This window comes from Chitinophagales bacterium (genome assembly GCA_041392475.1).
Taxonomy (GTDB): Bacteria; Bacteroidota; Bacteroidia; order Chitinophagales; family UBA2359; genus JAUHXA01.
Genome location: JAWKLZ010000002.1, coordinates 640793 through 657070, shown reverse-complemented (window position 1 = coordinate 657070; position 16278 = coordinate 640793). Strand labels below are relative to the sequence as shown.

Annotated in this window: 8 protein-coding genes; 4 read left to right on the top strand and 4 right to left on the bottom strand. The window is 40.9% G+C overall.

Translation table 11 applies throughout. The annotated features are described in order from the left end of the window. Positions 1-112: 112 nt before the first annotated feature. Entirely contained in the window at positions 113-1696 is a 1584-nt protein-coding gene (locus R3E32_16045) for a YifB family Mg chelatase-like AAA ATPase (GenBank protein MEZ4886247.1), read from the top strand. 10 nt (positions 1697-1706) lie between these two features. On the opposite strand, the gene R3E32_16040 is transcribed toward R3E32_16045, so the two are convergent. From R3E32_16040 to lysM, 3 genes are all read right to left on the bottom strand, one after another. Then, positions 1707-6800, bottom strand: coding sequence for a choice-of-anchor L domain-containing protein (locus R3E32_16040; GenBank protein ID MEZ4886246.1), 5094 nt, complete (start codon positions 6798-6800; stop codon positions 1707-1709). Between the two features lie 43 nt (positions 6801-6843). Beyond that, positions 6844-9762, bottom strand: coding sequence for a choice-of-anchor L domain-containing protein (locus R3E32_16035; GenBank protein ID MEZ4886245.1), 2919 nt, complete (start codon positions 9760-9762; stop codon positions 6844-6846). A gap of 235 nt (positions 9763-9997) precedes the next feature. Further along, positions 9998-10525: a peptidoglycan-binding protein LysM gene (gene lysM, locus R3E32_16030; protein ID MEZ4886244.1), complete on the bottom strand. Its 528-nt coding sequence runs from the start codon at positions 10523-10525 to the stop codon at positions 9998-10000. Positions 10526-10905: 380 nt separating this feature from the next. Here lysM and R3E32_16025 point away from each other — a divergent pair, with 380 nt between their 5' ends. The 3 genes from R3E32_16025 to R3E32_16015 all read left to right on the top strand — a co-directional run bounded on the left by R3E32_16025 (position 10906) and on the right by R3E32_16015 (position 14608). After that, a complete protein-coding gene (locus R3E32_16025; protein MEZ4886243.1) occupies positions 10906-11823 on the top strand; it encodes a transposase in 918 nt (305 codons plus the stop codon). 63 nt (positions 11824-11886) lie between these two features. Further along, on the top strand, positions 11887-12360 hold the full coding sequence (locus R3E32_16020; GenBank protein ID MEZ4886242.1) for an NUDIX domain-containing protein: 474 nt from the start codon (positions 11887-11889) through the stop codon (positions 12358-12360). A gap of 4 nt (positions 12361-12364) precedes the next feature. Continuing rightward, complete coding sequence (locus R3E32_16015; protein ID MEZ4886241.1) at positions 12365-14608, top strand: amino acid permease; 2244 nt, start codon at positions 12365-12367, stop codon at positions 14606-14608. A gap of 1 nt (position 14609) precedes the next feature. On the opposite strand, the gene R3E32_16010 is transcribed toward R3E32_16015, so the two are convergent. Further along, entirely contained in the window at positions 14610-16247 is a 1638-nt protein-coding gene (locus R3E32_16010; GenBank protein ID MEZ4886240.1) for a gliding motility-associated C-terminal domain-containing protein, read from the bottom strand. Between the last annotated feature and the right edge of the window lie 31 nt (positions 16248-16278).

Sequence of the window (16278 nt, the reverse complement as noted above, 5' to 3'; positions counted from 1 at the left end):
AGTGCCTACTTTGAATGAAAAAGTAGGCACTTTTTATTTTGTAGAAACAATCCTAAATTTTTCCTCTTAGAAATATGCACAAAATTCCTATCTTTAATCCAATTTAGATACAATAACAAAAAACCAAAACCAAGTACAAACTACTATGGGCTTAGCAAAAACGCATGGAGGCGCAGTTCACGGTGTCAATGCGACATTGATAAAAGTGGAAGTAAATGTAGATGGAGGGCAGCCGCATTATTTCTTTGTAGGGCTTCCCGATGCTGCGGTCAAAGAAGGACAACACCGTATTGAAGCCGCCTTGAAAAACAATGGCTACCGTATGCCTCGCCAAAAAATCGTTGCCAATCTCGCCCCCGCTGACATCCGCAAAGAAGGCTCTGCTTATGACCTGACCATCGCTATCAGCATCATGGCAGCGAGCAATCAATTCAAAAATCCCGCAGAAGATATTGAAAAATACATCATTATGGGCGAATTGGCTTTGGATGGTTCTCTTCGTCCTATCAGAGGTGCATTGCCGATTGCGATTCGTGCCAGAAAGGAAAAATTCAAAGGGTTTATACTGCCCAAACAAAATGCTCGAGAAGCGGCGATTGTCAATGACTTGGAGGTGTATGGGGTGGAGCATATTTCGGAAGTGGTGGATTTTATCATGGGAACTATTGTTTTAGAGCCGATTGTGATAGATACGAGAGATGAATTTAAAAACAATTCGGATGATACCCTTTTCAATTTTTCGGATGTAAAAGGACAAAAAAACATCAAGCGTGCCTTGGAAATTGCAGCCGTTGGTGGTCACAATGTCATTTTGATAGGACCTCCTGGGGCAGGAAAAACCATGTTGGCAAAGCGGCTGCCTGGTATTCTTCCTCCCTTGTCGTTGCATGAAGCTCTTGAAACCACCAAGATACATTCTGTGGCAGGTAAACTGCCTTCCAATACGTCACTGATTGCGGCTCGCCCGTTTCGCTCTCCTCACCATACGATTAGCTATGCTGCTTTGGTGGGTGGGGGAGGTAATCCTCAGCCTGGTGAAATTTCGTTGGCGCACAATGGGGTTTTGTTTTTGGATGAACTACCTGAATTCAATCGAGCAGTACTGGAGGTATTGCGGCAGCCGATGGAGGATAGAAAGGTGACGATTTCGAGGGCAAGGATGTCGGTGGATTACCCCGCCAATTTCATGTTGATTGCTTCGATGAATCCCTGTCCCTGTGGCTACTACAACCATCCTGAGAAAGATTGTGTTTGCGCTCCCGGCATTGTCCAAAAATACTTGAGCAAAATTTCGGGGCCACTTTTAGACCGAATTGACCTGCATGTGGAAGTTACGCCTGTGTCGTTTGAAGAACTGTCGAGTGAAAAGGAGGGCGAAAAAAGTGAGGTCATTCGAGAACGGGTGGTGAAAGCGAGAGAACTGCAAGGCGCACGTTTTGAATCCCTCAAAGGTATTCATGCAAATGCTCAAATGCCTGCTAACATGGTGCGAAAGGTCTGCAAAATTGACAACCTTAGCCAAAATCTTATCAAGGCTGCAATGGAAAAACTGGGTTTGTCTGCTCGTGCTTACGACCGTATTTTGAAGGTATCCCGCACGATTGCAGATTTGGCAGGGGAGGAGAACATCACTTTTGAGCATATTGCAGAGGCAATTCAGTTTCGGACTTTAGATCGAGAGAATTGGGCGGGGTAGTTAAATACCCTTAATAAAGCACGATTTTCTCCCGATACGTCCTTCCTTCCACTTTCACTTCAATAAGATACACTCCTGCAGCTAAGTTCCTTTCCTTCAAGTCAATATATTGCTGAAAACTGCCCAAACTCGATTCAGTTTGTCGACACAATATCCCCAATTGTCGCCCAGAGAAGTCAAATAAGGTGACTTGAACAGATGGTTTTTTTTGAAGTGTGTAGTTCAAATAGAAACCATCTTGGGTGAAAGAAGGGTACAATTGGTAAGGAATTGAAGTAGAGAGGGCTTCAATACCAACGATTTCGGGATTCACCTCAATCGTAGGCGTGTTGTCCACATTCACCAAAAGTTCATTTGAATTCGAATTGGTCGCTCCAAAATCAGTGATATTGAAGGAGAAATTTTCGGAGTTGATAATATCTTGGGTTTTCATGCGGATGGTCAAGAGATACAAACGACCCGATAAGCCAGGAGGGTCAATTTTTGCCATCGAAACATTGATACGTCCTGTTGATTCATTCACCAAATCTACTGCCAACAAATCCACGCCAACTGTTCCCATATCACTTGCTGTGTAATCCATTGAAATAGAACCTGCATCTATCAGGTTTGTATTGAAGAAAGTTTCAAAAGCAATGGCATACAAATCATTTACAGGATTTTCGTTGCTCCCTATCCACACCTCCAATTCCAAAGTTTCACCCACGCCAATCACCTCAAAATTGGGGATGAATTGCAGTTCGGGGTCGCCCAAAACGCCTTTGGTAAAACCACCGCTTTTTTGGTGCAGGTCAAAATTATACACCAAGGCCACCGTATCTTTGAAGCCAATTTCACCATCGCCATTGCAGTCTATGTATTTGATATTCTTGCCATTTGTTTGTATTCCATTCCAATCATACACGCCAAAGCCCTGCCACTTGTTGCTGATGCTGTTTCGGGCAAATCCACTTTTGCCAAAATGTTGTCCAATCGCAAACAAATCAAACATATTCACCTTGCCATTGTCGTCGGCATCGCCTGGGTAAACGCAGTCTTCGGCTACTTCAATGGTCGTTTGGATGGTGTCCATACAGCCCAAAGTTGAAATGGTGGTAAGGGTGTAAGTTCTTGTTTCTGTGGTGGTAATGGTAGGGTTTGCAGTATGAGAATCATTCAGTCCAATGCTCGGAGTCCATTCATACGAAACATTGGGTAGGTCGGGAAGGGTTTGAAGCGAGAGGACTTCGTTTTCACAAACGATGAAATTTTCGGCTAATTCGAGTTGAAGGTCTTCTACTTCAATGGTGATTTCGTCTGTTGCGGTGCAACCGCTATTGTTTGTCACTATTACGCTGTAAGTTGTTGTGGATGAAGGAATTACAATAGTTTGACCAGTGTGGTTTTGTGCAATTGTATCGCCATTCTCGTTGTAGAAAGTGTAGGAGTAGTTCGTATGGAAGGCTACCTTCATTACAACTGGCTTATTCGCCCCTTCTGTACAAATCACATTAGGATTTGCGGTTAAATCTGCTACTACTTCCTCCGAGACAATCACAGTGGCAGTGTGTTCAGATGTACAGCCATTTTTGTCTATGATAGAAACCATGTAAACAATTGATTCATTAGGATTTGCAATAGGATTGGCTATGTTTGGATTGTTTAAAGAAGTCGTAGGAGTCCACATATACGTTGCACCTTCTCCTCCTTCTGCTGAAAGTTCTATACTGTCACCAAAACAGATAAAACCTCCATCTTTCACACTTGTTGGTTCATTCAGTAACTCAATATTTGTAACAAAAACGCCACTACAACCAAATTCATCTGTTCCCACAATGCTCAATTCCAAATCACTTTCTGTCACTATTTCCACCTCATTATCAGACAGATAAATGGCTTCAAAGGGCAGTCCATTGTTTTCGGTCAACTCGTAGGTCAATGCTCCACTGAGTTCTAAGCGCACAGTATCGCCTTTGCAGACTGCTACAAAATCGGTAGAAGCAGAAACATCAGGTAATTCTCTAAGCATCACCTCAAAATTAATCACTTCTTCACATCCCTGCAAAGTAGTTACATTCACCGTATAAATGCCTGATACGGAATCCATTGTTTCTAAATCACCCGTTGTATTTGGAAGCATGTTTCCATTTGGGTCTGTCCATTGGTAAGTTGCATCTATACCACCATCAACAGAAAAAGACACCATTTCACCTGCCTCACAAATTTGCTGAAATGTTGGAGAAAGCGCAACGACTTTTCCAAAAGCCACCTCTACAGTTTCTATCGTTTCACATCCCAAATCTGTGTTTCGAACTGCTAAAGTATAAGTCATTGGTTGGTCAATCATTACACTTGTGGTACGGCTATTTGGATTGCTCAAACCAGTAACAGGAGACCATTCATATTCAAAATTTTCACCACCTCCTTCAATGATGGCTTCCAAGACTATTGTTTCTCCTTCGCAAACTCCCGACACTTCGACCGATACTTTTGGTGCATCGACTACTTTAATTTGAAACTCCGCTGAACCTATACACATACCATCCGTACTTGTTCCAGTGACAGTATAGATAATTTCGTTATTGGCAGGATTGGGTATAAAAATAGCTTGACTCGATCCACTGTTAGCGATAATTCCTCCCCCAATTGGAGTCCATGTATATTTTTCTGCGCCATAAGCATGAATCATAAAAGGAAAAGGATTTTCCAAGTCTATACAAACTACTGATGGCGCATCTACGGTGATTTGCAGTTCTTGCCCTCCAACGCTTACCATCACTTCTTGAGACAGCAAACATCCTGCGGGTGATATAGCGTGAACCTTATAGGTTTTATCAGAACTTGGATAAGCAAGGGCAAAGATTCCCGTTGTACCCAAAATCTCCAAATCCTCACTTTCCTCCCATTCGTAAACCACTCCTTCAATGGGGTTTACAATTTCTAAGAGAACACTTTCTTGGGTTTCGCAAATCACTGGATGTTCGGGAAATACCTGTATTCCCATCGTTGGTTCAACAGCAATGAGAATACTGGACGTATCTGCAAATTCATTTTGCATTGCCACCAATTGATAGACCGTATTGACAATGGGACTGACAATCAGTTCATTGCCTGTGCCAAGAAAATTATTGTCACTATCCAGCCAAGTATGGTTGCCGTCACCCATTGCAGTGATTGTAACGCTGTCACCCTTGCAAATAAATTCATCAGAGGCTTCAATTATGGCATCTAATTGACACACTTCCAATTGTATCGTTTCAGTAAGAGCGCAAAACACCCCTTGCGTACTGACGGTATAAGTCTCGTCAGATTCGGGGTTCACTTCAATACTGGATGTATTGGCAATGATTTCCCCCAAACTGTTTTGCCACACATAACTTTCTGCATTTCCACTTGCAGTCAATACGGCTGTTTGACCTTTGCAGATACTACTTGGATTTGCACTTACATTTAATTCTGTATGCTCAACGTGAATGGTAGTGGTCAATGTTTTTTCGCAGTCTTCGCCGCCACTACTGATTCGCACCGAATACACATAATCACCTATTGAAGTAGGTGGACTGAAAATAGGGGTAGCACAATCGGTACAGCTCAAATTACTTGTTGAAGCACCTCCTATTCCTTGCCATTCATAAGACAATCCTCCCGAAGCCTTCAAGGTGATATTTTGGTCGAAACAAGTCGTTGTTTCTTCTTCCAAAAAGGCGGAATTAAGATTTTCGTCTATGAAAATGCTGACCGATTTCTGTTCCATGCAGCCTGACTTTTCGATGTTTACGAAATAAGTCATGTCATGCGTAATTGTTGCAGTGGGGTTGGGGCAGTCCGTACAATCGAGGTAATCAGCAGGAAACCAATGGTATTCGTTGCCTCCCGAAGCCCACAATGGAACTTCATTGGCTTCACAAATGTCAATGTTTTCAATGATCGAGGCCTTCAATTCATCTTCCAACCAAAGCGTATCCATTGAAGAATAGGTTTCGCTACAAGGCAAATAAATGCCTATGGTGATGTATTCGGTTTCTTCTTCAATGTTGTCGGCAATAGGGATGATTCGCAATTCTTGAACAGGTTTTTCGGGAAAAAGAGGGCTATCATCTTCCCTTCCAGAAAAAATAAGCTCTTCCTCCAATAGCAAAAAATCCTCCATCAGTGTAGCTGTTCCTCCTAATACCAGTTGAAAATCAAGGTTTTCTTCAATGTTTTTTGTAATGGGCAAACGGTATTCATTTAAGGGTGCAAAACTGAGTGAAACGGTTGCGATTCCTTCACTGCAATTTTCTACAAGATGCCGATTGTGTTCATCTATGTCCGTTGCAACGGATTGAAGTTGAGGGATATTACTCTCCAAACTGTTTTCTTCAAGGAACAAACCCGAATCGTAAATGCCATCACTCACATCTGAGATGGCAAAGGTGATGTGGTACGTATTGCAGGGAGTTACCTCTGCATGAGCAGGCAGGCGAACGGTTTGTCCATCGTATTGAAGATAGGGGTCAATTATATTGGGTTGGTAAAGATTTGAAAAACTACCAAAGTTTAAAAAATTAATGCCACATATTATGTATTGAGTAAGAGGATATGTTGGAATATATGCAATATTTTTTTCTATTGTGGACATATTTGCAGGATATTCAGGCAAACCTTCCATCAAAATCGCAAATATATCGTTGAATGAACTCCCCACATATTCGGGGTATTCTTCTGAGCCAAAAATATAATTCAACGTGATTTCATTGCCATAAGGTATAAAATCGAACTCCAAAACACAGGCATTGAAAGTGCCATTGTAAGCATTTGGAAATTCTTCAAGTGGAGCATATCCAGGTCCACCGTTGTCTATGCCTGCACTGCCAACCGTATTCGCATGAAAAGCTATTTCTGCCTTTCCTGTGGTCAGAATGATTCCGCTTTCCATGCCCAAATTGGTTGTGCTGCCGTTCCAAAAAAAGCCCGAGGCACTGTCTGGACACATCATCTGGGCATTGAAAATGTCTATGCCATTGCCCATCAATCGCTGTGCAAATGTTTCGGCATCCAAAGGCGGCGCATTTGTATGTTCGATTTGAGCAAGGACAAACATTGAAGGAAACAAAACGGTCAATATAAGTAGTATTTTTTTCATACTTTGGTGGTTCTTTGTTTAGCAAAATGAGCATTTTCTGAAATCAATAAAACACGATTTTCTCCCGATATGTCCTTCCTTCTATCTGCACTTCAATAAGATACACTCCCGCAGCTAAGTTCCTTTCCTTCAGGTCAATATATTGCTGAAAACTGCCCAAACTCGATTCCTTTCGCTGCCATACAATCCCCAGTTGCTGGCCTGATAAATCAAATAGGGTGACTTGAATGGACGGATTTTTTTGAAGTGTGTAGTTCAAATAGAAACCATCTTGGGTGAAAGAAGGGTACAATTGGTAAGGCAGAGCAGCAGAGAGGGCTTCAATGCCAACGATTTCGGGATTCACCTCAATCGTAGGCGTGTTGTCCACATTCACCAATATTTCTTCTTCATCGGAATGAGTCGCTCCAAAATCGGTGATATTGAAGGAGAAATTTTCAGAGCCGATAATATCTTGGGTTTTCATGCGGATGGTCAGAAGATATATTTTGCCTGTTATTCCTTGACCACCTATTTTAGACATGGACACATTGATACGGCCACTGACTTCATTGACCCAACTTGTTGTCAACAAATCCACACCAACTGTTCCCAAACCGCTACCCTTGTAATCCATTGATATAGCGTTTCCATCTATCAGATGGGTATCAAAAAACGTCTCAAAAGCAATGGCATACAAATCACTCACAGGATTTTCGTCGCTGCCTATCCACACCTCCAATTCTAAAGTTTTACCTGCGCCAATCACTTCAAAATTGGGGATGAATTGCAGTTCGGGGTCGCCCAAAACGCCTTTGGTAAAACCGCCACTTTTTTGGTGTAGGTCAAAATTATACACCAAGGCCACCGTATCTTTGAAGCCAATCTCACCATCGCCATTGCAGTCTATGTATTTGATATTCTTGCCATTCGCCTGTGTTTCACTCCAATCATACACGCCAAAGCCCTGCCACTTGTTGCTGATAGTATTTCGAGCAAATCCACTTTTGCCAAAATGTTGTCCAATCGCAAACAAATCGAACATATTGACCTTGCCATTGTCGTCGGCATCGCCTGGGTAAACGCAGTCTTCGGCTACTTCAATGGTCGTTTGGATGGTGTCCATACAGCCCAAAGTTGAAATGGTGGTAAGTGTGTAAGTTCTTGTTTCTGTGGTGGTAATGGTAGGGTTTGCAGTATGAGAATCACTTAGTCCAATGCTCGGAGTCCATTCATACGAAACATTGGGTAGGTCGGGAAGGGTTTGAAGCGAGAGGACTTCGTTTTCACAAACGATGAAATTTTCGGCTAATTCGAGTTGAAGGTCTTCTACTTCAATGGTGATTTCGTCTGTTGCGGTGCAACCTTCGCTGTTGGTTACAACCACAGTATAGGTTGTTGTTATTTCGGGATAGACCAGTATTTGTAAAAAATTAGTTTCTGCAATAATGTCTCCATTCTCGTTGTAAAAAGTGTAGGTATAATTGGGTTGATAGGGAGGTACGGATAAAACGGCAGCATTAAAAGGGCATACTGAATTGGATGAAGCCGTTAGGTTTGCCAGCGCTTCTTCCGATACGTATATGGTAACACCATGTTGGGCTTCGTAGCCATTTTCCCCTGTGACTGTCACTATATAAGTGGTTGTTTCGGTAGGGCTTGCAATCGGATTGGCAATGGTAGGATTGTCCAACGTTTCGGAAGGAGTCCACTGATAGGTCATGTTTTCGTCTCCTCCAAAAACAGAAAGCTGGAAACTCTCTCCTATACAAATCGTTCCTCCTTCTTCAATACCCGTTTGCAAAGGGTCTTCAATCCAAAGCGTATCAATGGAAAGATACTGTTGGCTGCAATTGGAGTAAAAGCCAATCGTGAGGTATTCTGCTTCTTCCTCGATGTTGTCTGCAATCGGTGTTACTTTCAATTGTTGAGTAGCTTGCTCTGGAAAAAGAATAGTATGGTCTTCTTCCTTTGGATAAAAAATAAGATTCTCTGTATCCAAGGTATAATCTTCAAAGATTGTTGCTGTTCCGCCCAAAACCAAATCAAACGTTTTGTTTCCAAGAGGTGTTGTAACGATTGGAAATAACTCTCCTGCAGGATGCAAGTTATCAACCGCAAAGGTGAAAATACCTTCCGAGCCTCCTTCAAAAATGGTATGGATATTTTCATCGAAATTACTTGATGCGGATACAACTTGGGGAATTTTGCTGCTAAAACTACCTTCTTCAAGGAACAAACCTGAATCGTAAATCCCATCGCTTACATCCGCTATGGCAATACTTAGGTGGTAGGTATTGCAGGGAGTGACCTTTGCTTTTGCAGGCAGGCGAACGGTTTGTCCATCGTATTGAATGTATGGGTCGTCTGTGTTTTCCTGATAAAATTGGCTATAGCTTGCAAAATTCAAAAAATTGATGGCCACATTTATGCCAGGAGAAGTGGGAATAATGGCGATATTTTTTTGGATTATAGACATATTTTCTGGATATTCGGGCAAACCCTGAATGAGTATTCCAAATATATCGTTGAATGAACTACCCACATATTCGGGATATTCTTCTGAGCCAAAAATGTAATTCAAGTTGATTGAATCATCATAAGGAACAAAGTCAAACTCCAAAACACAGGCATTGAAAGTGCCATTGTAACCATTTGGCCAGTCTTCAAGTGGAGCATATCCTGGTCCTCCATTATTCACACCTGCATTTCCAACCGTATTGGGATCAAAAGCGATCTCTGTACTTCCTGTGGTCAATACAATGCCACTTTTCATTCCTAAATTTGTGCTGTCACCATTCTTAAAAAAGCCTGATGCTTTATCTGGGCACATCAATTCGGCATTGAAGACTTGCACTCCATTCCCTGTCAGTCGTTGGACAAATATTTCGGCATCAATGGGTGGAGCATTGATGTATTCGATTTGGGCAAGTGCAAACATTGAAGGAAGCAACGCAGCGAATAAGAGTAGTAGGTATTTCATTTTTGATTGGTTTACCGTTTTTTAGATAGACCGCTATACTTCAAAAAATGCTGCTTTGTGTAGTATTTTTAAATCATTGAAGTTTTGAGGTGTACATAAAAAGCAAACCCCCAATGCCATCGAATAGACATTGGGGGTTTTGTTGTTATTGCTTTTATTATTGGAATGGAAAAAGCTGTGGTGTGGGTTTGAATTAAAACCAAGCACCCTTTACTGATTTCCAATCAATGAAACCTTATGCATCCAAAGTAGGAATACGAAGCACTTGACCAGGATAAATCAAGTTAGGATCTTTCAACATTGGCTTGTTTGCTTCAAAAATAGCAGGATATTTCATAGCATTGCCGTAGTAGTGTTTTGCGATTTTGCTAAGGGTATCACCTTTTACTACTGTGTGGTAGTTTGCAGGAATCTCGTGAGAAGTTGTTTCAGCTTCTTCGCCTTTTTCAACGGTAAGGTTGTCATCAACACTTGCTATTCCCTCTACATTACCAACAGCCAAAACTACTTTTTCTTTCTCAGCTTGAGTAGTTGTGCTGCCGTGAACAGTTGCTACATCATCGTTTACTTCAATGTACAAATCACTTACTTCAAGACCTAAACCTCTCACCAAGTTTTCGAGTTCAACTGCTTTCTGAGCATTGTGTTCAGCTTGTAGTTCTTCAGCAGTTTTTTGAGTTGTTGTTTCTTTGGGTGCTTCTTCCGCTTTTTTACGACCGAATAATTTGGCACCAGCATTTTTTACAAATGAAATCAATCCCATAGTATTGTTATTTTTTTTGGGTTTTTAAAAAAAAAAGTTATGATTGAGTATGAATATTCAGAACGATGCAGTATAATGAAAAGTTTAAACAATCCATGTTTGGTGTTCGATAGCCAAGATACAAATATTTCATCAACTATCAAACATCGTTTAGACGAGTACTCATTATCAAAGTCACACCTCAGAAAAGCATTAAAATTATTGAATTGAAAATCAAACTCAACGTACATTTTGAGCATTTTTCAAAAAAACAGCTAAAGGATTCCCCCACTATACCGAAGGTTAGTGGAGGGAGGAATTTAGCTACGTCATTATTGATTGACCTTGTGATTGGATGTATTTTTTAATAACATCTATTTTATGTAAATTTACACCATCTTATGCTAATCACCAAAACATACAAATACCGAATTTATCCTACCCAAAAACAAGAAAGTAGGATGACTAACCACATGAATATGAGTCGGTATGTTTGGAATTGGCATTTAGGCGGAATCATGAAGCAGTACAAGGATAGTAAAACCTTTCCTTCGATGATTGAACAACAGAACCTACTGCCTAAACTAAAGGAAGAAAAGCCGTGGTTTAAGAATGTTTATTCCATGGTGCTGCAAGACGCCAATAGAAGACTACACAAAGCACTCATTACATTTTTTAAATCCAAGAAAGAGGGAAACACCGATACAGGATTTCCTACATACAAGAAAAAAGGACAGTGGAATAGCTTGAACTATACCGATTACGGCAGAAATATGCCAAGTTACTTTTCTACCATGAATCGCAAAATCGGTAAAGAAAAAGCGAATAACCATATCCCTGTTCCAAAAATAGGCTTTGTCAAAATAAAACGGCAAGAGTTTCATCATCAAGTAGCGAATTGGTTGTTAAAACACTATGATTTGATAGCTATTGAAGATTTGGCTATCAAAAACATGATTCGCAAAGCCAAGCCTAAGCAAGACGAAGAAGGTAATTTTACTCGCAACGGCAAAAAAGCGAAATCGGGACTTAGTAAATCTATTGCAAATGCAGGTTGGTACTCCTTTCGTGTAATCTTGGAAAATAAGGCTAAGGAACTTGGAAAGGTAGTCGTAGCTATTGCGCCACAGTACACAAGTCAGAAGTGTAGTGGTTGTGGCGCAACAGTAAAGAAAGCCTTATCAGTTAGAACACATAGCTGCAATGAGTGTGGTTTTACGGCAAACCGTGACCACAATGCAGCCATAAACATATTGACTCTCGGACTGGAGAGTTTAGGGCTATATGCCTATGATGCCCCCACTATACCGTTAGGTTAGTGGCGGGAGCAGTCACAAATATATTCTAAATTGCCTCTCCTTATAAAAATTAATACGTAAACTGTGAGAACAACTATTGAGCAAATTATTAAAGTCCGATTGATATTGCGGAAAAACTCCAAAATATTGATTCTCGAAAAATCCAAAATAGAAGGTGGTGGATTCAGCTTAATTGGCGGGCGGGTAAAGAATACAGAGTCAGCTACAAAAGCTTTGGTAAGAGAAACCAAAGAAGAAGCAGATATAAAAGTATATGCAGACAAACTCAAGCTCGTACACGTAGCACACCGCCTCAAAGCTGGACAGCCCGTCATCACCCTGTTTTTTGAGACTGATGAATGGGAAGGAAAAATCAAGAATTTAGAACCCAAATTACACAAAGACTTTGAGTGGGTTTCATTGAAGAGCATTCCTAAAGCAATGACGGATTACATCAAAAATGCCTTGAATTGTTACCAAGAAGGAATCACCTATTCAGAATTTAATTGGAAACCCAATAACAAAGTTTTACCTAAAAAAGTCCTAAAAGAAAAATAATACCATGCAGAAAAAAGTTGGTTTTGGTACTGCCCCCGTTTTTTTTACAGCTATATCCACCATCCTCGGAGCGATTCTTTTCCTTCGATTTGGCTATGCTGTTGGGGCTGTAGGTTTCTGGGGTACGGTCTTGATTGTGATTGTAGGGCATTTAGTAACGATTCCCACTGCTATGGCAATTGCCGAAATAGCCACCAATCAAAAGGTGGAAGGAGGGGGAGAATATTACATCATATCACGATCATTTGGACTTAATATTGGGGCGGCTATTGGAATTGCCTTATTTCTGTCACAAGCCATTAGTGTGGCGTTTTATGTTATTGCCTTTGCTGAGGCTTTTGAGCCTGTATTGCAGTGGTTAGATCAAAGATATGTTTGGCTACAAGACTATCCTTTTTTGTTGGATAGCACTGGTTTACTCAAACGACAAGTTATCAGTATTCCTGCAATGACTTTACTCTCTATACTCATCCTCACCAAAGGGGCAGATTTGGGGGTAAAAGCCTTGTATGTAGTTGTTTTTGTGTTGTTTATTTCTTTAATTATGTTTTTCATAGGCGATACAGGTTTTGCAGCGACCTATGACGGCAATATTTTAATGAAAAGCATAGATGGAGATGTCAATTTTTTTACTGTTTTTGCCATTGTGTTTCCCGCTTTTACGGGTATGACCGCAGGCGTAGGTTTGTCTGGTGACCTCAAAGATCCCAGTAAATCTATTCCTTATGGTACTTTGACTGCAACGATTTCGGGAATGGTGATTTATATATTTATTGCCTACAAACTTGCTGTTTCTGCAAGTGCAACCGATTTGGTTAATAACCAACTTATTATGGGGGAAATTGCGCTATGGTATCCCATTGTTCCAATTGGATTGGCTTGTGCCACCGTATCATCTGCATTGGGTTCTATTATGGTTGCTCCTCGAACTTTGCAGGCAATTGGTGGAGACAAGGTGACTCCTTTCAGGAAGTTCAATTTTTTTATTGGAAAAGGTAAGGGCAATAACAACGAACCTTTCAATGCTGCCATCATTACGATTATCATATCGTTTGGGATTATTATTATTGGTGATGTGAACTTTGTGGCAGAAATCATTTCGATGTTTTTTATGGTGACTTATGGTTCACTGTGTCTCATTTCCTTCCTTCAGCATTTTGCAGCCGACCCTTCTTATCGTCCTACTTTTAGGTCTCGTTGGTACATTTCTTTACTGGGCTTTTTTATGTGTGTATGGTTGATGTTTAAGATGAATCCATCTTACGCATTTCTATCAGTAGCCTTTATGGTGGGTTTATATTTGTTTATTTCTACTTCCGAACAAGGACAGAAACAGCGAGGAATGGCGGCTATTTTTCAAGGGGTTGTTTTTCAGGTGAGTCGACAGATACAGGTATTTTTGCAGAAAGCCGAAAAAGGTGAGGTGGAATGGCGGCCTTCTGTAGTCTGTGTGTCAAGTGATTCCTTTAATCGTTTCCACGCATTTGACATGCTTCGATGGATGTCGCACCGATATGGTTTTGGAACTTATATCCACCTCATTGATGGTTTTTATCAGGAAGCAACGGTGGGGCAAGCCCAAAAAAATATGCAGCGGTTATTGGCCATTGCCAACAGAAGCAATGTCTATATCGAAACACTCATTAGTCCTTCTTACACTTCTGCCATTGCACAGGTGATTCAGTTACCAGGCATTTCGGGCAAAGACAACAACATGATTATGTTTGAGTTTGCCAAACGACATCCTGAGAACTTAAAGGGTATTTTGAGCAACTACAAATTGGTCAAGTCTGGAGATTTTGACATCTGTGTATTGGGAAGTTCAGAGCGTGGTTTTGGACACCGCACTTCAATTCACATTTGGATCAAACCCAATGACTACGAAAATAGTAACTTGATGATTCTCTTAGGGTACATCATCTCCAATCACCCCGATTGGAAACGAGCAGTTATCAAGATTTTTGCAGTCTATCCACCCGAACAGATTGAAGCCGAACAAGCCAATCTAGAAAGGGTCATTGCAGAAGGAAGATTGCCTATTGCTGCTTCCAATATAGAAATTATAGCCAAAAAAGAAAACAAAGAAATAAAAGAAATTATCAATGAGTATTCTGCTGATGCTGCATTGACAATTATTGGTTTTCACGACGATACACTCGAAAGAGAGGGCGAGGATATGTTTGAAGGATATGGAGAGTTGGGAAGTATTTTATTTGTTCACTCTGACCATCAGAAGGTGATTAAATAGATTACCGCAACAAAAATACATTGCCTTTTTGAACAACTGTTTGGGATGTTTCATTCATCCCATCTGGTGTTTGGTAAGTTGCTACCCAAACATAGACCTTCATATCTGCTACTTCAAAATCTATCAACCCATCCCAACCCTCAGTTTGGTCGGTGCTCGTAAATATTTTATTTCCGTAGCGGGTATAAATAGATAATTCGTAGTTGGTTAGATTGCAGTTGCTTGCAGGTCGAAAAGTGTCATTTATGCCATCTTCATTGGGTGAAAATGCGCTTGGAAAAGACACAATACAACCACATAAAAGGGTTGTTACTTCAATGACATCCGAATGAGCGAAACATTCATTGGAAACCGTTACACTGTAAGTACCTGTTGAAGTGGCAGTAAATTGTGGATTTGTGCTGCCGTCTTGCCAAAGATAAGTCAAATTTGGAATCAAAATATCTCCTTCAAAGGGCGACAAGGTGCTACTGGTTCCTTCACAAAAAACCTGATTTTCACCTAAATTCACTTCAAAATCATTTCCAAAAAATAACTCAATACTATCCCTAATAGTACAACCATTGGTGGTCACATCTACCCAATAAATACCCGTAGTTTCGGCTTCAAAAGTAGGTATTGTAGAGCCGTCTATCCAATTGAAGGTAGATGTTTCGCTGCTATTGAGTGGGTTGGCATCCAATACAATGGTTTCTCCTTCACAAAATGAGACATCATCTGTCAAGTTGATTTCGGGTGCTTGCTGCACTGTCAGGGTGAAAGTAGCAGTATTCACACCATCTGAAACTCGGTAAGTTGTTGTTTGATTAGGACTCACACTCACAAATTCTTCCGTCGAAAAAACCGTATCGGGATCAGTAATGATTGTCCATTCATAACTCTGTCCATTGACCGCCTGCAAAACAGTCGTTTCACCCGCACAAATAATATTTTGTCCAACAATGCTTAGTTCGGGTATCAATTCCACCGAAACATCATCCACATAGTAATAAGCCGCTGCATCGTTGTCGCAAGGTGTTGCTTCGGTTGTTTGGGCATCGTTCAGAAAATTGCCGATAATCAAATAATTCTCTCCGCCCGTTGCAGTAAAAACACCAGTCACCAACAACCAATTTCCTTTGTCTGTCAAAAAATTATCACTTATATTTTGAACATCCGCCGTTATATTCAATACCGTTTGTTGGGGTTCATTTAGTTCCATATCCGAAAAATAAAACCCAATGGCATCCGTAAAACAGTCGTCCAAATTATCGGCAGGGCTGACATACATACTCACTTGATACACAGAATCTGCAATCAATGGCTCAATCAATGGCGATTGGAGGTATTCTCGGTAGTCTGTGTTTGCAGTCGTCGAATAGACTTGCACACCTGCATAAGCCGAACCTGTTCGTGCCGACTGAAAACCAACGCTATTGGCTGGAATTCCTACTGTATTCGACAAATCGCAGGCATGAAAATAATCGGCTTTTGCAGCGGTTGGACTGGTCCAAGAAAGTGAGTTTTCGATTTGCATGAAAGCATCGGGGCAACTGACGATGTTTTCAAAACTGGGATTGATGACCAGATTTTGACTGTAAGCATTGAAGAACAGTAAGAAAAGGATGCAAAAGATAAGAGTTCGAAATCGATGATTCATATAAATGTATGGAGTAAATGAATCGCAAATT

Coding starts and splice junctions, on each gene's coding strand:
- R3E32_16040 (MEZ4886246.1), bottom strand. CDS start 6,800: ATGAAAAAAATACTACTTATATTGACCGTTTTGTTTCCTTCAATGTTT.
- R3E32_16035 (MEZ4886245.1), bottom strand. CDS start 9,762: ATGAAATACCTACTACTCTTATTCGCTGCGTTGCTTCCTTCAATGTTT.
- lysM (MEZ4886244.1), bottom strand. CDS start 10,525: ATGGGATTGATTTCATTTGTAAAAAATGCTGGTGCCAAATTATTCGGT.
- R3E32_16025 (MEZ4886243.1), top strand. CDS start 10,906: ATGCTAATCACCAAAACATACAAATACCGAATTTATCCTACCCAAAAA.
- R3E32_16015 (MEZ4886241.1), top strand. CDS start 12,365: ATGCAGAAAAAAGTTGGTTTTGGTACTGCCCCCGTTTTTTTTACAGCT.
- R3E32_16010 (MEZ4886240.1), bottom strand. CDS start 16,247: ATGAATCATCGATTTCGAACTCTTATCTTTTGCATCCTTTTCTTACTG.